This is a genomic window from Aeromonas sp. QDB25, assembly GCF_027707725.1.
Lineage (GTDB): Bacteria > Pseudomonadota > Gammaproteobacteria > Enterobacterales > Aeromonadaceae > Aeromonas > Aeromonas caviae.
Genome location: NZ_JAPCIZ010000032.1, coordinates 24,418 through 46,830, shown reverse-complemented (window position 1 = coordinate 46,830; position 22,413 = coordinate 24,418). Strand labels below are relative to the sequence as shown.

Below are 22,413 nucleotides of genomic sequence, written 5' to 3'. Positions count from 1 at the left end.
ACAAGATCAAAGTGATAAAGCGCATGGCATATGGATTTAGGGACTCAGAATACTTTTTTCTGAAAATCAAGGCGGCCTTCCCCGGAAAGCCGCGATGAACCTAAAAAAACCGGAGCCTGTCTGGCTCCGGTCTTGTCACGAACATGATGCTCAATCGCGAACGTAAATGACTTCGACGCCGTCGTCGTCCTCATCGTCCCAGTCGTCATCGTCCAGGCCATCATCGAAGGCCTTGGACGCCGCCAGGGCATCGGCTTCCGCCTTGGCAAGCTGGTTCTTGTGATAGTCATCCCACTTGAACTCCACCTTCTCGATGGCGTCTCTGGCATCTTCCGCCAGCTGACGAGGCATGGTATCCAGCAGATCCAGGATGTCGTAGCACACCTTCTTGGTGCCTTCCTTGCTGATGGCGGTGATGGCGTAGACCGGACCTTCGTGGTTGAGGGCTGCCTTGACTCTGTCCATCACTTCCTGAGCCTCTTCTTCCAGGATCAGGTCCATCTTGTTGAACACCAGCCAGCGCGGCTTGCCCGCAAGCTCGGGGCTGTATTTTTCCAGCTCCCGGACGATGGTCACGGCGTTCTCGGCAGGATCGGAGCCATCCACCGGGCAGATATCCACCAGGTGGATCAGGACGCGGCAACGCTCCAGGTGCTTGAGAAAGCGGATACCCAGGCCTGCACCCTCGGCAGCACCCTCGATCAGACCCGGAATGTCGGCAATGACAAAGGAGCGGGAGTTCTCACCACGTACCACACCCAGGTTCGGTACCAGGGTGGTGAAGGGGTAGTCTGCCACTTTCGGACGGGCCGCAGAAACGGCGCGAATGAAGGTGGACTTGCCTGCGTTGGGCAGACCCAGCATGCCGACATCCGCCAGCAGCAGCAGCTCCAGCCTCAGGGTACGCACTTCACCCGGGGTGCCGTTGCTCTTCTGGCGCGGCGCCCGGTTGACCGAGCTCTTGAAGCGGGTGTTGCCAAGGCCGTGGAAGCCACCCTTGGCAACCAGCAGCTTCTGATCGTGACTGGTCAAATCCCCCAGCAGTTCGCCGGTGTCTTCATCGGTGGCACGGGTTCCCACCGGCACGCGCAGGATCTTGTCCTTGCCGCGACGACCGGTACAGTTGGCACTCTGGCCGTTCTCGCCACGCTCAGCGGCGTGGAAGCGCTCGAAACGGTAGTCGATCAGGGTGTTCAGGTTTTCATCGGCCACCAGATACACGTCGCCACCATCACCGCCGTCACCGCCGTCCGGGCCGCCGTTCGGGATGTACTTCTCGCGGCGGAAGCTCACACAACCGTTACCACCGTCACCGGCATCGACTCGAATCTGGACTTCATCAACAAACTTCATAGGTAACCGTCACCTTAATTCGAAAAACCGATACGCAATTATAGTGATACGGGCCCCTTCGGGCGAGGCGCATCTGGCCGATGAGGGCTGTCAGCGCCGGCTCATCCGCGTGCCGTTTTTTCGTCAAACTCATCAGAAAAACAAAAGCCCCGCCAGGTTGGCGGGGCTTCGGATCCTTGCGGTCCGTAATTACTCAGCAACGATGCTGACGTACTTACGATTCTGCGGACCTTTAACTTCGAACTGCACTTTACCGTTCGCGGTAGCGAACAGAGTGTGGTCCTTGCCCAGACCAACGTTCTCACCAGCGTGGAACTTGGTGCCGCGCTGACGAACGATGATGCTGCCAGCCAGAACTGTTTCGCCGCCGAAACGCTTCACGCCCAGGCGTTTAGCTTCAGAATCGCGACCGTTGCGGGATGAACCGCCAGCTTTTTTGTGTGCCATCTATCGGACTCCTCTAATTAAGCGCTGATGCCAGTGATTTTGACTTCAGTGAACCACTGACGGTGGCCCGCTTGCTTACGGTGGTGCTTACGACGACGGAACTTGACGATAGTCACTTTCTCGCCACGGCCGTGAGCCACAACTTCAGCCACAACCTTGCCACCTTCAACGAAAGGAGCACCTACTTTGAAAGTGTCGCCTGCAGCAACCATCAGCACTTCGTTGAAGTCGATGGTAGCGCCAGTCTCAACGTTCAGCTTTTCCAGACGAACGATTTGACCTTCGGCCACACGGTGTTGTTTTCCGCCGCTTTGGAATACCGCGTACATTTGATTAACTCCGTAAAGGCGTGTCTTTTGCTCAAGGCCAGACACGCACAAAAACCTATAACAATGGGCGGGCATTCTACGCAGAACGATTTGCCGAGGCAAGGCCAATTTAGCAAAAAGTTTATTTTGTGCGCATATCTGCCCCCGTGAATAAACGCCTAACTGTAACCCATTGTGAAATCGTGTAGAATCCCCGCCATTGCTAAAAACGCAGTAAATGCTGCCGTCACGTGACGAGACTTATGGACCAACAGACTATCCGTGCGCTCTGTGCCGCCGACATGACGGCGGTCAATGAACTGATCCTGGCGAGACTCCAGTCCGATGTCAGCCTGATCAACCAGCTGGGTTTCTATATTGTCAGTGCAGGCGGAAAACGGATGCGCCCCATGCTGACCGTGATGGCCGCACGCGCACTGGGCTATGAGGGTGAAGATCACCTGAAACTGGCCGCCATCATCGAATTCATTCACACCTCCACCCTGCTGCACGACGACGTGGTCGACGAATCCGACCTGCGCCGCGGCCGGGAAACCGCCAACGCCCTGTTTGGCAACGCCGCCAGTGTTCTGGTGGGTGACTACCTCTACAGCCGCTCCTTCCAGATGATGAGCGAACTCTCCAACCTGAAGGTGATGGAGATCCTCTCCGATGCCACCAACACCATCGCCGAAGGAGAAGTGCTGCAGCTGATGAACTGCAACGATCCGGATACCACGGAAGAGAGCTACATGACGGTCATCTACTGCAAGACCGCCAAGCTGTTTGAAGCCGCGACCCGACTCGCCGCCGTGCTGACCCATCAGCCCGAGCCCGTCGAGCAGGCCATGACCGACTACGGCAAGTACCTGGGTACCGCGTTCCAGATCATCGACGACGTGATGGACTACTGCTCCCAGAGCGAGGAGATGGGCAAGAACGTGGGTGACGATCTGGCCGAAGGCAAGCCGACCCTGCCGCTGTTGCGCGCCATGGAAGTGGGTACCCCGGAAGAGCGTCAACTGGTGCGCGATGCCATCGAGCACCGCAACGGTATGGATCACCTGGAGCGTATTCTGGGCATCCTGGATCGCACCGGAGCTCTCGAATACTCCCGCCAGCGAGCTCGGGAAGAGGCTGACAAGGCCATCGCCGCCCTCGCCATCCTGCCTGACTCCCGGCACAAGCAAGCGCTGGAGACCCTGGCCCACATGGCGGTGCAGCGCAGCGCCTGATGCTAGCCGGCGGACAATAAAAAAGAGGCCCTCTGGCCTTTTTTTATTGTCCGAATTCCCCGTGCCACTGTCGTATCAACACAGGCTCTAACGGGCCAACGCCCACAAGATGACACCACCTGCCACCACCAGACAGCCGCCGATGCGGCGCAGCTGTTCCGGCGGCAACTCCCCGAGCAGGCGCAGCATCTGCTGCCATGCCCTGGGAGCGAGCAAGGGCCCCAATCCTTCGAAGAGCAGCAGCAACCCCAGCCCCATCAACATGGATGTCAGCATCACCTCTCCCTATCCCTGTTCCCCTGCCGGTCTGTGGCCGGCAAACAAAAGGGCCTGAATCATCAGGCCCTTGGGTCATATCAACACATGTTTACTGCTTGTTGCCGTGCGGCGACTTGAGGTAGCGGAAGAACTCGCTGTCCGGTTTCAGGACCATGAGGTCGTTGCCACCGGCGAAGCTCTTGCGATAGGCCTCCATGCTGCGCACGAAACTGAAGAACTCCGGGTCCTTCTTGTAGCTGTCGGCATAGATCCTGGCGGCTTCGGCATCCCCTTCACCACGCAGTTGACGGGCATTACTCTCGGCGTCGGCGATCATCACGGTCACCTTGCGGTCGATGTCGGCACGCAGGATCTCGGCCTGCTCGCGACCCTGTGAACGGTGTTCACGGGCAACCGCAGTCCGCTCGGCACGCATCCGCTGATAGATGGAGCTGGAAACTTCCACCGGCAGGTTGATCTGCTTGATGCGCACATCCACCACCTTGATGCCGAGCTCGGAGGAGCGCGCCATCTTCATCAGGGCATCTTCCATCACGGTACTGCGCTCGCCGGAGACGATGTCCTTGATGGTGCGGTTACCGATCTCGGAACGCAGGCCGTTGTTGATCTTGCGCTTGAGCAGGTCTTCAGCCTGGATCTTGTTGCCACCACCGGTCGCCAGGTAGTACTTGGAGAAGTCCTCGATCTTCCACTTCACGTAGGAGTCGATGATGAGATCCTTCTTCTCGGACGTAACGAAGCGATCCGCCTGGCCTTCCAGGGTCTGGATGCGGGCATCCATCTTGCGTACCTGGTCGATGAGCGGCACCTTGAAGTGCAGGCCCGGCTCGTACAGGCGCGGTTCACCAGAGTCGACCCGTTTCACCTTGCCAAACTGCACCACGATCCCCTTCTGTCCTTCATCGACGATGAAGATGGAAGAGAAGCAGACCATGGCGGCCACAGCGATGACACCAATAGCTAGCTTTTTCATCTATCAGTTTCTCCCTGTGCTGAAACGATCACCGCCACGCAGCGGGGTCGGAGTGGAGTTGGCCCCTTCGTTGGACGGCTGGGCCGCCTCGACTGCTGGGGTGCCCGCAGGACGTGCCGGTTGCACGGCATTCGCCTTGCCAGAGAGCTTGTCGAGCGGCAGGTAGATCATGCTGTTGTTGCCAGCCGGCATGTCGACCACCACCTTGTTGGCCTGCTGATAGAGCTCTTCCATGGTTTCCAGGTAGATACGATCACGGGTCAGCTCGGGCGCGGCCTGATACTGGGGCAGCAGCTCGTTGAAGCGAGCGACTTCACCCTTGGCCTTCAACACGATCTGGGACTTGTAGGCTTCGGCCTCCTGCTCCAGACGTTTGACCTGGCCACGAGCCTTGGGCTCCACTTCACGGGCATAGGCTTCCGCTTCACGGATGAAACGCTGCTCATCTTCCTGGGCGGAAATGGCGTCATCAAACGCATCCTTCACCTCTTCCGGCGGACGCGCCGGCAGGAAGTTGACGTCCACGATCTGCAGACCCATCTGATAGGGCTCGATGATGCTGTCGATCACCTGCCAGGTTTCCTGACGCACCTTCTCACGACCCGTGGTCAGCACATCATCCATCCGGGTGTGACCCACCACGTAGCGCAGGGCGCTGTCGGTGGCCTGGCTCAGGCTCTCGTCGGCGTTGGTCACGCTGAACAGGTACTGCTCGGGATCGACCACGCGATACTGCACGTCCATCTCGACCCGCACCACGTTTTCATCCTGGGTCAGCATGAAACCGGACGCCGGCAGGGAACGGACAGACTCCACGTCCACCGGGATCACCCGGTCGATGAAGGTCGGTTTCCAGCGCAGGCCGGGATCCACGTTGTGGGAGTATTCGCCAAAGCGCAGCACCACGCCTCGCTCGGCTTCGCGAATGGTGTAGAAGCCGCTGACGACCCACACCACCACGGCCACCACCAAGGCGATGGAGAGGCCGAACTTGCCGACGTCACCACCACCGGATTTGCCACCACCGAGCAGACCGCCAAAACGACGGCTCACCTTGCGAAGCATCTCGTCCAGATCAGGGGGGCCCTGATTCTTGCCGTTGTTCCCCCAGGGGTCACGGTCTTTGCCATTGTTACCAGGCTCATTCCAAGCCATCAGCGTCTCCATTAATACATGCGGATGGATATCATCTCTATCGGGCCACAGAGGGGCGATGAAATCAGCAAACCAGTTATGTTCATCGACCCATCAATGCCTGATAAAGCGTTGTAAAATCTCACCTTCTTGTTTCATGAGGCGGTTCCAGTCGGCCAGTTGCAGGCGCACCTCCAGGACAAAATCCCCCTCCTCGCTGAAACCTTCCTGCTCGATGCCCTTGAGCCGATAGAGCGCACTGCGCAATCTCGCGGCCGACGGCGGCAACTGCAGGGTGTGATGGACCATGGAGCCGGCCAGCAGTTCGGTCAGGGCCTGGAACAGGCATTCTCTGCCTTCCCCGGTCTGGGCCGACAGCCAGACCCGCACCGGACGCCCTGCCTCATCCCGCTCAAGACCGGCCGGGCGATCGCTCAGCTTGTCGATCTTGTTGCAGATCATCAGCTGGGGACGGTCGTCCGCCTCGATCTCGGCCAGCACTGTCTGCACCGAATCGATATTCTCCTGCATCTGCTCATCGGCGCAGTCCACCACGTGCAGCAGCAGGTCCGCCTCGCGGGTCTCCTGCAGCGTCGCCTTGAAGGCCGCGACCAGATCATGGGGCAAGTGCCGAATAAATCCAACTGTATCCGCCAGGATCACATCACCCACATCCTGGATCACCAATTTGCGCAGGGTGGGATCCAGGGTTGCGAACAATTGGTCGGCAGCATACACGCTGGCATCTGTAAGTTGGTTGAACAAAGTGGATTTTCCGGCGTTGGTGTAACCCACCAGGGAAACGGTCGGCACTTCGTTGCGGTTGCGGGCACGTCGCCCCTGTTCCCGCTGCTTGGCCACCTTGTCGAGTCGGCGCAGAATCGCCTTGATGCGCTCGCGCAGCAGGCGGCGGTCGGTTTCAAGCTGGGTTTCACCCGGGCCGCGCAGACCGATCCCGCCCTTCTGTCGTTCGAGGTGGGTCCAGCCTCGCACCAGGCGAGTGGAAAGATGGCGCAACTGGGCCAGTTCGACCTGCAACTTGCCTTCGTGAGTGCGGGCGCGCTGGGCGAAGATATCGAGGATCAGGCCGGTCCTGTCCACCACCCGGCACTGGAACAGACGCTCCAGGTTGCGTTCCTGGGCGGGGGTCAGGGCATGGTTGAAGATGACCACGTCCGCATCCAGCATCTGGACCTGGGACGCGATCTCTTCCGCCTTGCCACTGCCGACAAAAAATTTGGCGCTGGGTGCGCTGCGACTGGTGGTGATCACCGCCAGCGCATTGACCCCGGCCGAGCTCACCAGCATCTTAAGCTCGTCCAGATCCTCCCGCTCCCCCTCATCGCTGAAGTTGACATGTACCAGAACGGCCTGTTCACCAGCTTCGTAACGGTCAAACAAGCGCTTGCTCCTTGACAGGTATCATGATGGATCTGAGTTGGCGAGTGAACTCGCCGCAGGATATCACGCCTCGGCTTCACCCTGCTCTTCACCGGCGGCGCCCGGGGCGTGCTGGTGATGGTTGACGGCACGGGCCGGCACCACGGTGGAAATGGCGTGCTTGTAGACCATCTGGCTCACGGTGTTCTTCAGCAGAATGACAAACTGGTCAAACGATTCGATCTGACCCTGCAGTTTGATGCCGTTCACCAAATAGATAGAAACAGGAATACGCTCACGGCGCAGCGCATTCAAAAACGGGTCTTGGAGAGATTGCCCCTTAGCCATCTTTCTTTTCCTTATAGTTTGTTGTTTTTAAACACCGGATATTCAATATAACAACCTGATTATACAGGAGTGTCAAGCCGGACCAGCTTGGGCGACGACCCTGGCCAGATTGCCAGACTCACCAGATTCCAACCAGGTCACATCAGGCCAACCGCGCAACCAGGTCATCTGACGCTTGGCCAACTGGCGGGTGGCAACAATGCCGCGATAACGCATCTCATCATACTCCACTTCCCCCGCCAGGTAGTCCCACATTTGGCGGTATCCCACGCAGCGAATGGAGGGAAGATCCGGGGTGAGATCCCCCCGCTCGTAAAGCGCCCTGACCTCCTGCTCGAAGCCGCTGCCCAGCATCTTGTCAAACCGCTGTTCGATGCGCTGGTGCAACACGGCCCGATCCCTCGGCGCGATGGCAAACTGCAGCGCCCGGTAGGGCAGCCCCTCTCCCTGTACCTGGGTCAGCTCGGTGAGGGTCTTGCCGCTGATGCGGTAAACCTCGAGCGCCCGGCACAGGCGCTGGGGATCGTTGGGGTGGATGCGGGCACCGGCCACCGGGTCGATGCGCACCAGTTCGTCGTGCAGCGCCTGCCAGCCGAGGCGGGCAGCCTCTTCCTCGATGCCGGCCCGAATGGCGGGATCGGCGGAAGGCAGCGGAGAAAGCCCCTCCAGCAGCGCCTTGAAATAGAGCATGGTGCCGCCCACCAGCAGCGGAATGCGACCACGGTCGGCGATCTCTTTCATCTCCCGCAGGGCATCCTTGCAAAAATCCGCCGCCGAATAGCTCATGGCGGGATCCAGGATATCGATCAGCCGGTGCGGGGCCTGCGCCAGCTCGGCTGGCGTCGGCTTGGCGGTGCCTATGTCCATGCCGCGATAGATGAGCGCGGAGTCCACGCTGATGATGTCGCAGGGCAGGGCCTGGCACAGTTCAATGGCGAGATCCGTCTTGCCGGAGGCCGTCGGCCCCATCAGAAAAATTGCAGTCGGCAAGTCAGCCACGTTAAATACTCCCTTCGGCCGCCCCTTCACGGGCGAGCCGGCATAAAACTGGTCATATGGATGCAACAGACGACGAGACGCCGTCAGTTGCCATCGGCAAACTCGGCCAGCACGTTCGCCAGCGGCAACGGGCGCACCATGCGAACGTCTGCCAGTTGGTCACTGAAATCGGCAACAAGTTCCGTCAACAACCGGGTGGCAGTGGCAAAATCGTATATTTTTTCGGCACTTATGCCTTGTTCCACCAACCACTGGCATAGTACCCCAGCCTGTGCGTCGGCATCACTGTCAGATCCACTCTCGACCAGCTGCAACAATTCGGGTAAGAGGCGGGCCAGATCGGTCTGGCGCAGCAGGGCGGGCACCCGAGTCAGGATCATGGTGTCGCGTCCCCCGCTTTTCAACTCCAGCCCCATGCGTTTGAGCAGACGTTCCCGCTCCTCCACCAGTGCGACCAGGTTTTTCGGCAGCTTGAAGGAGACCGGCAGCAACAGAGGCTGGGCCGCCAGCCCCTGGCCCCAGGCATCCAGCAGCCAGTGGCGCAACAACAGACGCTCGGCGCGCACCAGGGAGAGCAGCGCCAGCTGCCCCTGACGCTCCATCAGCAGATAGGCCTGCTCGACCAGGCTCAGGGCGCGCCACTCCCCCGTTCGGGCTGGCGTCTCGACGGCACCGCTCTCGGCTCCGGGCCGGGATGCCGGCGTCGCCACCTCGGGCAGGGTGGTGAGCAAGGCGCCCATGCCTCGCATGGCGGCCCGGCTCGGGGGTTCGGGAGGCTGGTAGTGTCCTCCCCTGCCACCACCGCCTTCCCGCACGCCGTCGCCATCTCGCGCAGGGGCAGGAGCCCGATAGCCGTGTTCGGCACCGTACCACTCGGTGCGCGGCGCCTGACCCGGATAGGTGATCTCCGGGCTGCCCGGCAGCTCGACCTGGGTCTCGGCCAGGGGGGCATCGGTGGCGCTCCCTGCTCCGTCGTGGCGCAAGGCGGTAAACAGCGCCTGGAAGATGAAGTCGTGGATGAGGCGCGCCTGATGGAAGCGCACCTCGTGCTTGGCGGGGTGAACGTTCACGTCCACCTGACGGGGATCCAGCTCGATGTAGAGCACATAGGCCGCGAACCGGTCGGCCGGCAGCAGTTCGTCATAGGCCTGCCGGATGGCGTGGTTGATGAGCTTGTCGCGCATCATGCGGCCGTTGACATAGGTGTATTGCAGATCGTTTTGCGGCCTGGCGCCGGCGGGCGTGGCCAGCCAGCCCCAGAGCCGCACGTCGCTATGTTCGCTCGACACCGCCAGGGCGTGGTGCATGAAGGGAGAGCCGCAGACGGCGGCGAGCCGGCGCTCCTGCTCCGCCACCGTGTTCGCGGCCTTGTACTGGCGCACCACCTTGCCGTTGTGGCGCAGGATCAGGGTGACGTCGAAACGGGAGAGCGCGATGCGCCGCACCAGCTCGTCGATGTGGGCAAACTCGGTCTTTTCGCTGCGCATGAACTTGCGCCGCGCCGGGGTGTTGAAGAAGAGGTCCACCACCTCCACCGTGGTACCCACCGGGTGGGCCGCCGGCTTGACGGTGACGCTCATCTCGCGCCCTTCCGCCTGGGCCTGCCAGGCTTCGGCCTGCTCCGCCGTGCGGGAGGTGAAGGTGAGGCGAGCCACCGAGCTGATGGAGGCGAGCGCCTCACCGCGAAACCCCAGGCTGCTGATCCCTTCCAGATCGTCCAGGGTGGCGACCTTGGAGGTGGCGTGGCGCGACAGCGCCAGCACCAGCTCATCCCTGGCGACACCGCAGCCGTTGTCACGGATGCGGATGAGCTTGGCGCCCCCCTTGTCGATGTCGATCTCGACCCGGTCGGCCCCCGCATCCAGGCTGTTCTCCACCAGCTCCTTCACCACGGAGGAGGGCCGCTCCACCACCTCACCGGCAGCAATCTGGTTGGCCAGAATCGGCGGCAATATACGGATTGGCATCGCGTACTCCTGAAGGTTGGGGGTGTGAGGGGATGGGCTTGACACCATGAACATTCGCCGCGCCCCTCCTTGCCACCGGCAGAGGGACGGTCGCGGCGTTCATCCGGCACTAGTCCTGCGGGATGTAGAGCACCTGCCCTATCTGGATGTCCCGCGACTTGAGCTTGTTGATCTCCACCAGCCGCGCCTGGCTCACCCCGTGCTTCTCGGCGAGGCGGGAGAGGCTCTGGCCGCGGGTGACCACGTGGCGGATCATCCTGGACTTGTCGTTGCTCTGCACGCTGCTGACCGGGGCGCTTGGCTCCTTCGCCGCCACCTTGTAGGGCTTGATCACCCCGGCGCCGGAGGCACTGCCGACGCTGCTGACCGGGGCACCGCCGTCGCCGACGCGATACGGCTCGGTCGCCGGCATCCGGTTGGTCACCACCTGCTGCACCGGTTGTGTCGCCGGTTTGCTGGCGGCCACTGGCCTGCTCGCGGGGGCAGGACGACTCGTTGCCTGCTTGCTGGCCACCTGTTGTCCCTTGCCGGTCAGCATGGGGCCCTTGGTCGGATGGCTGCGGTAATAGGCGCGGATCCCCTCGAAGATGGCGCGGGCCAGCTGATCCTGATAGCTGGCGGTGGCCAGCAGCTTCTCTTCCGCGTGGTTGGAGATGAAGCCCGTCTCCACCAGCACCGAGGGAATGTCCGGCGCCTTCAGCACCGCCAGACTGGCGTGCTCCGGCGCCTTCTTGTGCAACCGGGCCACCCTGCCCATGGAGCGCAGGATCTGGCGGCTCACCTCATAACCTTCGGCCCTGGACTTGTCCATGGAGAGATCCAGGAAGGTCTGTGCCAGATAGGGGTTGGGATCGGACTCGGCCAATACCTTGCCGACGCCGCCGAGCAGTTCCCCCTGCTTCTCCTGCTTCTCGAGCCAGCTGCCCATCTCGCGGTTGGCACGGTTGGTCGACAGCACCCACACGGACGCGCCGCGCGGGGTCGAGTTGTGGAAGCTGTCGGCGTGCACCGACACCAGCAGATCCGCCTTGGCCTTGCGGGCGATCTCGGAGCGCTTGTTCAGGTCGACGAAGTAGTCGCCGCGCCGGGTCAGCACGGCACGCATGCCGGGCTCGCGATCGATGAGGGCCGCCAGCTTCTGCGACACCGACAGGGTCACCCGCTTCTCGTAGGTGCGGCGCGGGCCGATGGAGCCCGGGTCTTCCCCGCCGTGGCCGGGATCGATGGCGATGACGATGGCCTTGCCCTGTCCCCCGACGGGCGCGGGTTGTGCCGTGGCGCTGCCCTTCTCTTCGTAGGGCAGATCGATCACCAGCCGGTGGCCATAGGGACCAGCCGGCGCCAGCGGGAAGACCACTGGCTTGATGGAAGAGCTGAGATCCAGCACCAGGCGCAGGCTGCCTTGTTCAAGGGGCGTGCTCTCACGGATCTTGCGCACCAGCTCGCTCTTGTTCTCGATGCGGGCCAGGTTGGCGGCATTGCTGGCGCCCTTCAGGTCGATCACCAGGCGGCTCGGGCCGGTCAGGGTGAAGTAGTTGAAATTGGGGGCACTGCTCATGTCGAGCACCACCCGGGTGTTGTCCGGCGACGGCCATACCCGCACACTCTTGAGCTGATTCGCCCAGGTGGGTAAGGCCATCAAGGAGAGAACAAAGACGAGGATCAAGCGCACTGAGATGACAACCGTTCCAGAATGGCTTCGCCGATAGCAGTGCGGGTCACGATCTGGGCCTCGCGCTGCTCGTTAACATAGGTCAGGGTGATCTCGAGATCCGGAGCGGGCAGCCAGCCCTCCCCTTTCTCCGGCCACTCCACCAGGCAGAGGGTATCGGCACCGAAGTAGTCGCGAATACCCATGAACTCCAGCTCTTCCGGGTCGGCCAGTCGATAGAGATCGAAGTGATAGACCTGCCACCTGGCCAGTTCATAGGGCTCCACCAGGGTATAGGTCGGACTCTTGACCTTGCCTTGATGGCCGAGCCCCTGCACCCAGCCTCGGGTCAGGGTGGTTTTGCCGGCCCCGAGGGCGCCGTGCAGAAAGACCGTGGTCGCCTGCTGGCACGCCTGCGCCAGCCGGCCGCCCAGGGCCACTGTTGCTGCCTCGTCCGGCAGTGTCATCATCAACGTTTTTGCCATGTTCTTCTTTTAACTTGTTACTGTGTCGGATTGACCAGACGGCGGATCCAGGGCAGCAGATCCGATGCCAGCATGCCCCTCTCCCCCTCGGCCGCAGCCAGGTCGGCCGCCTCGCCGTGGATCACGGCCCCGAGTCGGGCGGCCATCCCCGCAGGCCAGCCCTGGGCCAGGAGGGCGGCGATTATACCAGACAAGAGGTCGCCCATGCCGCCGCTGGCCATGCCCGGATTGCCCTCGTCGCACAGGGAAATGCGCCTGCCGTCGCAGATGAGCGACCCCGCCCCCTTGAGCAACACCACACCACCGTAGCGCTGTTGCAGTCGCGAGACGGCCGCAAACCTGTCCCCCTCGACCTCGGCGATGGAGCAACCCAGCAGGCGAGCCGCCTCCCCGGGGTGGGGCGTGAGCACCCAATTATCCTGATGACGGGGGGCCTGCGCCAGCCAATTCAATCCATCGGCGTCCAATACCAGTGGCACGGCGGCTCCGATGCCCTGTTCGAACCGGGCCCGGCCCCACTCATCCTGACCGAGCCCGGGGCCCAGTACCTGCACCGATGCCCACCCTTCATCCATGTCCGCGGGGCATCCCATCAGCTCGGGTTGAACCAGGCTGGCCGCAGGGCAATCAGGGTGCTGGCGCAGGCGTACCAATCCCGCCCCCGCCCGCAGACAGGCCTGACCCGCCAGCAGGATGGCCCCCTGCATGCCGAGGTTCCCCCCCGTCAGCAGTACCTTGCCGCTGTGTCCCTTGTGAGCCGAGCGCATGCGCGGGGTCAGCAACCCCTTGAGGCTGGGATAATCGATCCGCTCGGCAGCGGGAACCCGTTCCTCCCCCGGCGTCACTCCCAGGGGATCCCGGTCGAGGTGGCCGACTCCGTCTACCCCGTCGGCGGTGAGCATGCCCTGCTTGATGCCGATGAAAGTGAGGGTGCGGGTGGCACGCACCAGTGCGCCCATGGCGCGGCCGGTGTCGGCATTGAGACCGGAGGGGAGATCCACCGCCAGCACGGGCGCGTTCAAGCCATTGATTGTTGCGACGATCTTTGTCATTGACGAGGAGAGGGGAAGCTGGACGCCGGTACCGAGCAGTGCGTCTATGACCAGATCCGGCGGCGGCAGCGTGGCGGGCAGCAGATCCTCGGCCATGGTCACGCCCCCCCCCGATGCGAGCCACTCTTCGGCAGCCCGCCTGGCATCCCCCCTCAGCAGGCCGGGAGCCCGGGCGGCAATCACCAGAGGTTCGAGGCCGATGCGCCGGGCAAGGCGGGCCAGCACGTAGCCGTCCCCGCCGTTGTTGCCAGGGCCGACGAAGATCCACCACTGACGGCTGTCGGGCCAGTGGTGACAGGCATAGTTGCACAGCGCACTCCCGGCCCGCTCCATCAGCACATAGAGGGGCAACCCTTCCTGCTCGGCCCAGCGCCGTTCCATGCTGCGGATCTGCTCGGCCCGCCACAGGGGTTGTGCTAGACTCTCCCACTCATTTTTGCGGATAGCGTCCCCGAACACCTCTACCATGACGGCCCCCACGTTTCATCATCCCATGACCCGGCAACTGGCACGCCATATTGCCGCCCTGCGCCTGCCACACTCCTGCAGGAAGAGAGGGGATGCTGCATGACGGCTGCCGAACTTGCGCAACTGGCCCACGATATCAAGCTCTGGGCAAGGGAGCTAGGATTTGACCAGGTCGGCATCGCCGACACCGATCTCACCCTAGAAGAGCCAAGGTTGCAGGCCTGGCTGGATGCCGGTTATCACGGCACCATGGACTACATGGCGCGCCACGGCATGATGAGGGCCCGCCCCCACGAGCTGTTGCCGGGCACCTTGCGGGTCATCTCGGTGCGGATGAACTACCTCCCGTTCGAGGCGGGCTTTGCCGCCACCCTGCGCGATCCCACCCTCGGCTACATCAGCCGCTATGCCCTCGGCCGCGACTACCACAAGGTGCTGCGCAACCGGCTCAAGCAGTTGGGGGAGCGCATCGAGCTGCGGTGCGACACCCTGTTGCGGGCAGCGGGACAAACCCTGGGCGAGTGGCGCCCCTTCGTCGACTCGGCCCCTATTCTGGAACGGCCGCTGGCGGCCAAGGCCGGCCTTGGCTGGGTGGGCAAGCACTCGCTGCTGATCAACGAGTCCGCCGGTTCCTTCTTCTTTCTGGGAGAATTGCTCATCGCCCTGCCGCTGCCCGTGGATACCCCGGTGGAGAAGGAGCTGTGTGGCAAGTGCGTGGCCTGCATCAACATCTGCCCCACCGGTGCCATCATCGCCCCCTATGTGGTAGACGGACGGCGCTGCATCTCCTATCTCACCATCGAGAACGACGGCCCCATTCCCGAGGAGTTCAGGCCGCTCATGGGCAATCGCATCTATGGCTGTGACGACTGCCAGCTCATCTGCCCCTGGAACCGCTATGCCGATGCCAGCCCCGAACCCGATTTCAGTCCCCGTCCCGACCTGCATCGCCCTCCCCTGCTGGTGCTGTGGCGCTGGAGCGAAGCCGAATTTCTCAAGCACACGGAAGGCAGCCCCATCCGCCGCATCGGCTATCAGCGCTGGCGTCGCAACCTGGCGGTGGCCCTTGGCAACGGACCGGCCAGCAGCGAGGTCCTGGCCGCCCTGCAACAGGCGCTGCCTGAGGCTGCGTCCATGGTGGCCGAGCATATCGAGTGGGCGCTGGCGACCCTGGCCAGGCGTCAGCAGGAAGAGAATAAAAAGACGCGATTGCTGATCCGCTGCATCGAAAAAGGTCTGCCGGATCACGCATAAGTGATCTGGCACTTGCCGGATCGCAGCCATTTTTTCATGCTCTGCCGACCATTGAACATCGGCACAATAAAAGGAAGATTCTGATGCAGATGCTGGGAGTAGATATTGGGGGGTCCGGGATCAAGGGCTGCCTGGTCGACACCGAAACCGGGGAGCTGATTGGCGAACGCCACCGCATCGCCACACCGCAACCGGCAACCCCGGCCGCCGTGGCACACACCCTCAAGGCGCTGGTCGAGCACTTCCAATGGAAGGGTCCCGTGGGGTGCGGTTTTCCCGCAACCATCCACAACGGCATCGCCAAGAATGCCTCCAACATCGACAAGAGCTGGATTGAGACCGATGCAGCCCACCTGTTTGCCGATGTGACCGGCCTGCCCTGCCATGTCCTGAACGACGCCGATGCGGCCGGTCTGGCGGAGATGCGCTTTGGCACCGGGCAGGATCGCCAGGGGGTCATCATTCTCATCACCGTCGGCACCGGCATCGGTACCGCCGTCTTCGTCAATGGCCAGTTGCTGCCCAATACCGAGCTGGGCCACCTGATGCTGGAAGGCATGGTGGCCGAACACTATTGCTCCGATGCGGTGCGCAAGCGCGAGGATCTTTCCTGGGGCCGCTGGGGCAAACGTTTCAACAAATACCTGGCTCGCCTGGAGTTTCTGTTCTCCCCCGACCTCTTCATCCTGGGGGGCGGCAGCGCCGCCAAGCTCGACAAGTTCATCGACAAGATTGAGACCCGGGCTCCCCTGGTGGCGGCCGCGAACCTCAACCAGGCCGGCATCATAGGCGCCGCCCTCTATGGCGCGGCCCGGCAAGGGGGCTGACCGCCAGCAACATCAGAAGACCCGGCCCGTGCCGGGTCTCTCTCATCCGGGCTCAGAGATCGTCGAGGCGATGAGCACCGTGTACCAGACGGGTCAGGCGGGATTGGGCCATGGAAGCCAGGGCTTTCAGCAGCGCCGCCGTGTCGGGCGTGGGGCACTCCCGGGCCAGACGTTCCAGCTCGCCGATGAGCCTCTCCTCCTGGCGTGACACCAGGGCCACTATCTCCGCGGGCTGGGTTGTGGCGGGCAGCGCCAGACGATCCCCCTCGGCCAGCAGATCCTCGCCAAATCCCTGATCCAGCCAGGTCTCCTTCACCGCGCTTCCCATCTGCTCGCGATAATCGTGCAGATGAGCCGCCGCGGCATCCTCCCGCCCTTGCAAATAGGCCAGCAACATCCTGCTGCGCTCAGCATCCACCCGGGGGATCTGGCGCCCGTAAATGTGCCCTTGCCGATGATGAAGCTCCTCGAGATAGAGCATCAGGTCCTTGATCTGTTGGAATCGCATCTCGCCTCCCTCCTGGCATCCACCTGCAGCCAGTATAGGGAGCTGGCATGTCGACACGGCCACGAACTGGTCATTTATTGTTCTGCATCAAGGAGATGGAAAAGAAAACAGAAAAAGAGACGGCAGGAGGAAGGGGAAACCGGCAGCGATGCTGCCCGGACGACCGGGCACCTTGTCCGAAGGGGAGACATCAAATCGACGACATAAGAGATATTTACCAGCTTATATTCGGATCAATGTCATCAAATCGGAATCTAATATTGATACTGGTGGTGATACCTCCACACCATAGTCAAATGGCGGGAATCCTTATCCATTTTTTAGACGTCTAGACGTAAAAACATGCGTTGACACAGCCATCCGGACATCTTAGCATCATCCTCCATGATGACAGAGCTACCCAGTGAAACCTCTGCCCAATTTACCCGCCTGTAGCGCCCTGTGCTTTAAGGCTGTTAGCACGGAAGAATCCATGATTAAGTTGATCGGTCTCAACAAAGTCTACGGTAAAGGCAGTGATGCCGTGCACGCCCTGCGTGACGTGAGCCTGCATGTGCCCCAAGGCAAGATCTTCGGGGTGATCGGTGCCTCCGGTGCCGGCAAGAGTACCCTCATCCGCTGCGTCAACCTGCTGGAGCGCCCCACCGAGGGGCAGGTCATCGTCGATGGCCAGGACCTGGTCGCCCTGAGCGAGCGGGATCTGACTCAGGCTCGCCGCCAGATCGGCATGATCTTCCAGCACTTCAACCTGCTGGCCTCTCGCACCGTCTCCGCCAACATCGCCTTCCCGCTGGAGCTGGCGGGCTGGAGCAAGGACAAGATCCAGAGCCGGGTCAGCGAACTGCTGGCCCTGGTCGGGCTGGAAGCCCGTGCCCACGCCTATCCGTCCGAGCTCTCCGGCGGGCAGAAGCAGCGCGTCGCCATCGCCCGCGCCCTGGCACCGGCTCCCAAGGTTCTGCTGTGTGACGAGGCCACCTCGGCCCTCGACCCGCAGACAACCCGCTCGATCCTGACCCTGCTCAAGGAGATCAACGTCAAGCTGGGGCTCACCATACTGCTCATCACCCACGAAATGGACGTGGTGAAGGGGATCTGTGACGAGGTGGCCATCATCAGCGACGGCCGTCTCATCGAGCAGGGGGAAGTGGCCTGGTTCTTCAGCAATGCCAAGACCCAGTTGGCCCGGGATTTCATCCACTCCACCATCCACCTGGAAGTGCCTCAGGAGTATCAGGATCGGATGAGTAGCGACCGGGTGCCCGGCAGCTATCCCCTGGTGAAGCTCGGCTTTACCGGGACCACGGTGGATTCACCGCTGATTTCCGAGGCGAGCCGCCGTTTCAACATCGACATCAGCATCCTGAGCGCAGACATCGAATACGCCGGTGGCGTCAAGTTCGGCTTCCTGCTGGCGGAACTGTTCGGGGACGAGGCCCAGTGCGAGGCCACCCAACAGTTCCTCATCGACAACCACATTCAGCTGGAGGTAATGGGTTATGTCCGAAGCAATGATTAATCTGCTGATTTCGGCTCTGGGCGACACCCTCATCATGGTGTTTGCCTCCGCCCTGTTCGGCTGCCTGCTCGGCCTGCCGCTCGGCGTGGCGCTGCACGTGACCAAGGCGGGGCAGATCCTGGCCAATCCGCTGCTCAACAAGGTCCTGGGCGTCATCGTCAACGTCGGTCGCTCGGTGCCCTTCATCATTCTGCTGGTCGCCATCATTCCGTTGACCCGCTTCATCGTCGGCACCAGCATCGGCACCATCGCCGCCATCGTGCCGCTGACCGTGGGCTGCATTCCCTTCATCGCCCGCCTGGTGGAAGGGGCCCTGATGGAGGTGCCTGACGGCCTGCTGGAAGCGGCCAAGGCCATGGGGGCCAAGCCCCTGCAAATCATCGCCAAGGTGCTGCTGCCCGAGGCCCTGCCGGGGATCCTCAACAGCGTCATCATCACCCTCGTCACCCTGGTGAACTACTCCGCCATGGCAGGTGCCATCGGAGGCGGTGGTCTCGGTGATGTGGGTATTCGCTACGGCTACCAGCGTTTCGATCCCACCGTCATGCTGGTCACCGTGGTCATTCTGGTGGTGCTGGTTCAACTCATCCAGAGCGCGGGTGAGCGCCTGGTCAAACAATGTGATCATCGTTAATCGTCGATTTCTGACAGGAGGTTTTTATGAAATTGGGCATCAAATCCGCAGCAGCTGCGCTGCTGGCAACCCTGGTACTGGTCGGCTGCGGCCAGAAGGAAGAGAACAAGACCCTGAAGGTGGGCGCCATCGCCGGTCCCGAGACCGAGCTGGTTGAGACCGCGGCCAAGGTGGCCAAGGAAAAATACGGCCTGACCGTCGAAGTGGTCACCTTCTCCGACTACGTCACCCCGAACGTGGCCCTGAACGACGGCAGCGTCGACGTCAACGCCTTCCAGCACAAGCCCTACCTGGATGCCCAGATCCGTGATCGCGGCTTCAAGCTGGTGCCGGTCGGCAACACCTTCGTCTACCCGATCGCCGGTTACTCCAAGAAGGTCAAGGCCCTGTCCGAGCTGAAAGACGGTGCCCAGATCGCGGTGCCGAACGATCCGACCAACCTGGGTCGTTCCCTGATCCTGCTGGAGAAGCAGGGCCTGCTGAAGCTGAAAGAGGGTGCCGGTCTGGAAGCGACCGTACTGGACATCGCCAGCAACCCGCGCAACTTCAAGATCGTCGAGCTGGAAGCCGCACAACTGCCGCGCTCCCTGGAAGACGTGGATCTGGCCATCATCAACAACACCTTCGCCGGTCAGATTGGTCTGACCCCCACCGAGAACGGCCTGTTTGTCGAAGACAAGGAGTCCCCCTACGTCAACCTGATCGTTGCTCGCGAGAACAACAAGGACGACGAGAAGGTCAAGGAGTTCGTCCAGTCCTTCCAGACCGACGAGGTCTTCAAGAAGGGGACCGAACTGTTCAAGGGCGGTCTGGTGAAAGGTTGGTAATCACTCACTCTGGAAAAAAGGCCACGTCAAGCGTGGCCTTTTTTTTTACCCCCGTTATGATAGCCGCAAGCACGGCAACACGAAAAACAGAACAACAATGAAGAAATGGTATCTGGCCTACTGCAAACCCAAGGAAGAAGCCCGCGCCCGCGCCCATCTGGCAGCCCAGGGCGTTGAATCCTATTACCCCATGGTCGAGATTGAAAAACTGCGGCGAGGCAAGCGCGTGCCCCAGCGCGAGCCCATGTTCCCCAACTACCTCTTCATCTACGTGGATCTGGAAGAGGTCACCCCGGTCACCCTGAAATCGACCCGGGGCATCAGTCGCATCATCCACTTCGGCAAGGAGTGGACCCCCGTCAGCAGCCAGCTGATCTACCGGCTCATGAGCCGGGACGACAGCGACGAGGCGCGCGCCAGCTATGCCCGTCTGCCGACCCAGGGAGACAAGGTACTTATCGAATCCGGCCCCCTCGCCGGGTTTGAAGCCATCTATCTGGAGCCGGATGGCGAAAAGCGGGCCATCCTGCTGGTCAACCTGCTCAACCAGGAGACCTGCAGCAGCTTCGAAAATCAGGCCTTCCGCCGCCTGGAGTGACCCGTACTGCCGGCAGAAAGAGCCACAGGGCAGTACACAAGACACCATCCCCCTGCTCCCGAACGGTCAGGACCGCACCTGCGTCGTGCATCCTTCCACCACCAGGTTTTCGGGCCGAAAAAACGGGGCAGACCCAGAGGTCTGCCCCGTTTTTCTCTCCCTTGCGTCAGGCATCCAGTTCGAAGCGGCTGATGGCCGATGTCAGTCTCCCCGTCTCCCGGGTCAGGCGGGCGGCGATCTGCTCCCCCTGCTGGCCATGCTCGCTGGACTGATGGCTGAGCTCGGCAATCTCCTCCACCGTGCCCGCCACCTCCTGCGCCGCCCTTGACTGCTGCTCGGTGGCGGTGGCGATGGCGGCAAGCTGGCCGCTGAGATCCTGCACCAGCGTCGCCATCGACTCCAGGGTCTCGGTCACCGAGGCCACGGCGCCGCGCCCCTGCTCCACCAGCAGGGTGCCGCTGCCCACGGTATCCGCGGTCTCCCGGGTCTGCTGCTGGATGCTGGCAATGGTCTGGTTGATCTCCATGGTCGATGCGCTGGTGCGGCTGGCCAACTGCCTCACTTCATCGGCCACCACGGCAAATCCCCGTCCCTGCTCACCGGCCCGCGCCGCCTCGATGGCCGCATTGAGTGCCAGCAGATTGGTCTGCTCGGCGATGGTAGCGATCACTTCGGTGACCCTCCCCACTTGCTCGCTCTGGCTGCTGAGCTGCGTCATCGCCTGGTTTGCCTGGGCAATCATGGCACCAATCTGCGCCATGGTGGTCCCCATGCGGGCGAGGGCCTGCTCCCCCTCCCTTGCCTGTTGCTCGGTCTGGCGAGCCGCTCCCGCCGCGTCCGCAATGTTGCCCGCCACATCCCGGGTACTGACCGACATCTGCTCGATGGCGGCTGCCACCGCATCGAGCCGCTGATTCTGGCTCGCCAGATCATCCACGATGGCATTGGTGGTCTGACCCACCTCGCGGCCAGCCCCTTCCACCTGACCGACCGCCCCCTGGATCTCCCCCACCAGCTCGCGCAACTGTGCCGACATTCGGTTGATGGAGCCCGTGAGCCCTCCCAGCTCATCCTGACGAAGCACGGGCAAGGGGGTGACGGGGAGGCGGCCATCGGCCACCAGGCCCGCCCGTTTCACCAGGCTGGCGATGTCCCGGGTCAGGCGCCGGCTGAACAGCAGGGCCACCAGGGTGCCCAGCAGGATGACGCTGGTGGTGGCCAGCAGCAGGGTGCGGTGAATGGTCTGACTGGCGGCCGCCATCTCCCCCGCCATCTTGTCCACCTCGGCACGGGTATGGGTCACCTGAGTCGCCAGCTGATCCGCCAGCCGGGTCAGGGCGGGCTCTATCTCGGTGGCCATCAGGTGGTTGGCCCTGTCCCAGTCCGGGGCCTGGCGCTTCTCGATCACCTGGCCGACCAGCTCGGCAAAGGGGGCTGACATCTCTTCAAAGAGCGTCCAGAGCCCCTTTTGTGCCTCGGTGAAGTTGGCCTCTTGCTGTTTCAGCTCGGCCACCCGCTGCTGGTGGAACTGGTAGTAGTCCCGATACTTGTCCAGGTACTCCTTCTCCCCCGAGATGAGGAAATCCCGCAGGGCGGAGAGCGCATTGCCCAGGCTGTTGTAGGCATCCCCCACCTGCTTGAGCAGCAGGCGCCTGTCACCGGGCAACGTCGCCTGGGGCGTCGCCACCTCTTCATTGGCAAAAGACTGCAACTGATCGAGGGCCGACTCCGCCAGGGGGCCGGCCTCCAGCAGCATCAGGGTGTGGGCGGGCAGGTTCTCTTCGGTGTGAGCCAGGGCCCACACCTGTGACTGTGCCCCCTTGAAATCCTTGAGTGCCCGGGTCAGGTCGGGGGTGAAACGCTGGCGATCGATGGCGTGCCAGGCCTCTTCCCACTCCTGCTTGATGCGATCACCCTGTGCCGGATCTTTGCCGAGGATGAGATAGGCCCGCAGGGATGAAACGGTGGCAATCAGGGCTTTCTGGCTCGCCTCGTCCCGCTGCAGGGCGGGCAGGGCCTGGGCCAGCAAGGCATCTTGCGAGCCTTCGATCCGGCCGAGCTGATGATAGACAAGGGCGGAGGAGAGAATGATGAGCAGGTTGATAAAACAGAAGCTCAACAACAACTTGCTTGATATTTTCATGGCCATCCTTGGAATTCGTCGGGCATC

Annotated in this window: 23 protein-coding genes; 8 read left to right on the top strand and 15 right to left on the bottom strand. The window is 62.1% G+C overall.

Translation table 11 applies throughout. From position 1 onward, the window contains the following. Positions 1-98: transposase (locus PG883_RS12805; protein WP_160171047.1), on the top strand; the 98-nt coding region annotated here is incomplete at its 5' end. Between the two features lie 52 nt (positions 99-150). Here PG883_RS12805 and cgtA read toward each other — a convergent pair. The 3 genes from cgtA to rplU all read right to left on the bottom strand — a co-directional run bounded on the left by cgtA (position 151) and on the right by rplU (position 2,129). After that, positions 151-1,353, bottom strand: a complete 1,203-nt coding sequence (gene cgtA, locus PG883_RS12800; protein WP_010673200.1) for an Obg family GTPase CgtA — start codon at positions 1,351-1,353, stop codon at positions 151-153. Positions 1,354-1,542: 189 nt separating this feature from the next. Continuing rightward, complete coding sequence (rpmA, locus tag PG883_RS12795) at positions 1,543-1,800, bottom strand: 50S ribosomal protein L27 (RefSeq protein ID WP_010673199.1); 258 nt, start codon at positions 1,798-1,800, stop codon at positions 1,543-1,545. A gap of 17 nt (positions 1,801-1,817) precedes the next feature. Beyond that, on the bottom strand, positions 1,818-2,129 hold the full coding sequence (gene rplU / locus PG883_RS12790; protein WP_005304210.1) for a 50S ribosomal protein L21: 312 nt from the start codon (positions 2,127-2,129) through the stop codon (positions 1,818-1,820). A gap of 242 nt (positions 2,130-2,371) precedes the next feature. Here rplU and ispB point away from each other — a divergent pair, with 242 nt between their 5' ends. Further along, positions 2,372-3,343, top strand: a complete 972-nt coding sequence (gene ispB / locus PG883_RS12785) for an octaprenyl diphosphate synthase (protein WP_010673198.1) — start codon at positions 2,372-2,374, stop codon at positions 3,341-3,343. 87 nt (positions 3,344-3,430) lie between these two features. On the opposite strand, the gene PG883_RS12780 is transcribed toward ispB, so the two are convergent. The 10 genes from PG883_RS12780 to PG883_RS12735 form a co-directional block, all read right to left on the bottom strand. Further along, the gene (locus tag PG883_RS12780; RefSeq protein WP_010673197.1) at positions 3,431-3,619 is read right to left on the bottom strand and encodes a DUF2065 domain-containing protein; all 189 of its coding nucleotides are present in this window, start codon (positions 3,617-3,619) and stop codon (positions 3,431-3,433) included. A gap of 91 nt (positions 3,620-3,710) precedes the next feature. Next, positions 3,711-4,595, bottom strand: a complete 885-nt coding sequence (gene hflC, locus PG883_RS12775) for a protease modulator HflC (RefSeq protein ID WP_010673196.1) — start codon at positions 4,593-4,595, stop codon at positions 3,711-3,713. 3 nt (positions 4,596-4,598) lie between these two features. Next, positions 4,599-5,750, bottom strand: coding sequence for an FtsH protease activity modulator HflK (gene hflK, locus PG883_RS12770; RefSeq protein ID WP_010673195.1), 1,152 nt, complete (start codon positions 5,748-5,750; stop codon positions 4,599-4,601). Positions 5,751-5,843: 93 nt separating this feature from the next. Then, positions 5,844-7,130 carry a ribosome rescue GTPase HflX gene (gene hflX / locus PG883_RS12765; RefSeq protein ID WP_270807260.1) on the bottom strand — a complete coding sequence of 429 codons (1,287 nt, stop codon included), beginning with the start codon at positions 7,128-7,130 and terminating at the stop codon, positions 5,844-5,846. A 63-nt stretch (positions 7,131-7,193) separates the two neighbouring features. Beyond that, positions 7,194-7,457, bottom strand: a complete 264-nt coding sequence (hfq, locus tag PG883_RS12760; RefSeq protein WP_011704864.1) for an RNA chaperone Hfq — start codon at positions 7,455-7,457, stop codon at positions 7,194-7,196. 72 nt (positions 7,458-7,529) lie between these two features. Beyond that, on the bottom strand, positions 7,530-8,447 hold the full coding sequence (gene miaA / locus PG883_RS12755; RefSeq protein WP_080770083.1) for a tRNA (adenosine(37)-N6)-dimethylallyltransferase MiaA: 918 nt from the start codon (positions 8,445-8,447) through the stop codon (positions 7,530-7,532). 92 nt (positions 8,448-8,539) lie between these two features. Beyond that, positions 8,540-10,423 carry a DNA mismatch repair endonuclease MutL gene (gene mutL / locus PG883_RS12750; RefSeq protein ID WP_270807259.1) on the bottom strand — a complete coding sequence of 628 codons (1,884 nt, stop codon included), beginning with the start codon at positions 10,421-10,423 and terminating at the stop codon, positions 8,540-8,542. Between the two features lie 109 nt (positions 10,424-10,532). Then, positions 10,533-12,062 carry an N-acetylmuramoyl-L-alanine amidase gene (locus PG883_RS12745; RefSeq protein WP_270807261.1) on the bottom strand — a complete coding sequence of 510 codons (1,530 nt, stop codon included), beginning with the start codon at positions 12,060-12,062 and terminating at the stop codon, positions 10,533-10,535. A gap of 23 nt (positions 12,063-12,085) precedes the next feature. Next, complete coding sequence (tsaE, locus tag PG883_RS12740; RefSeq protein WP_219142759.1) at positions 12,086-12,559, bottom strand: tRNA (adenosine(37)-N6)-threonylcarbamoyltransferase complex ATPase subunit type 1 TsaE; 474 nt, start codon at positions 12,557-12,559, stop codon at positions 12,086-12,088. Between the two features lie 17 nt (positions 12,560-12,576). Then, positions 12,577-14,079, bottom strand: coding sequence for an NAD(P)H-hydrate dehydratase (locus tag PG883_RS12735; protein WP_270804426.1), 1,503 nt, complete (start codon positions 14,077-14,079; stop codon positions 12,577-12,579). A 99-nt stretch (positions 14,080-14,178) separates the two neighbouring features. On the opposite strand from PG883_RS12735, the gene queG reads away from it, so the two are divergent. After that, the gene (gene queG / locus PG883_RS12730) at positions 14,179-15,333 is read left to right on the top strand and encodes a tRNA epoxyqueuosine(34) reductase QueG (protein ID WP_270804425.1); all 1,155 of its coding nucleotides are present in this window, start codon (positions 14,179-14,181) and stop codon (positions 15,331-15,333) included. An 83-nt stretch (positions 15,334-15,416) separates the two neighbouring features. After that, a complete protein-coding gene (gene ppgK / locus PG883_RS12725; protein WP_010673187.1) occupies positions 15,417-16,160 on the top strand; it encodes a polyphosphate--glucose phosphotransferase in 744 nt (247 codons plus the stop codon). A gap of 52 nt (positions 16,161-16,212) precedes the next feature. Here ppgK and PG883_RS12720 read toward each other — a convergent pair whose 3' ends face one another. Continuing rightward, a complete protein-coding gene (locus PG883_RS12720; RefSeq protein WP_010673186.1) occupies positions 16,213-16,668 on the bottom strand; it encodes a hypothetical protein in 456 nt (151 codons plus the stop codon). A gap of 472 nt (positions 16,669-17,140) precedes the next feature. Here PG883_RS12720 and metN point away from each other — a divergent pair, with 472 nt between their 5' ends. From metN to rfaH, 4 genes are all read left to right on the top strand, one after another. Then, a complete protein-coding gene (gene metN, locus PG883_RS12715) occupies positions 17,141-18,184 on the top strand; it encodes a methionine ABC transporter ATP-binding protein MetN (RefSeq protein ID WP_039040957.1) in 1,044 nt (347 codons plus the stop codon). Then, on the top strand, positions 18,165-18,818 hold the full coding sequence (locus PG883_RS12710; protein WP_029313844.1) for a methionine ABC transporter permease: 654 nt from the start codon (positions 18,165-18,167) through the stop codon (positions 18,816-18,818). The genes metN and PG883_RS12710 overlap by 20 nt, the downstream gene beginning before the upstream one ends. 26 nt (positions 18,819-18,844) lie before the next feature. After that, the gene (metQ, locus tag PG883_RS12705; protein ID WP_010673183.1) at positions 18,845-19,645 is read left to right on the top strand and encodes a methionine ABC transporter substrate-binding lipoprotein MetQ; all 801 of its coding nucleotides are present in this window, start codon (positions 18,845-18,847) and stop codon (positions 19,643-19,645) included. A gap of 97 nt (positions 19,646-19,742) precedes the next feature. Next, a complete protein-coding gene (gene rfaH, locus PG883_RS12700) occupies positions 19,743-20,243 on the top strand; it encodes a transcription/translation regulatory transformer protein RfaH (RefSeq protein ID WP_010673182.1) in 501 nt (166 codons plus the stop codon). 166 nt (positions 20,244-20,409) lie between these two features. Here rfaH and PG883_RS12695 read toward each other — a convergent pair whose 3' ends face one another. Next, the gene (locus PG883_RS12695; protein WP_270804424.1) at positions 20,410-22,386 is read right to left on the bottom strand and encodes a methyl-accepting chemotaxis protein; all 1,977 of its coding nucleotides are present in this window, start codon (positions 22,384-22,386) and stop codon (positions 20,410-20,412) included. Positions 22,387-22,413 lie beyond the last annotated feature (27 nt).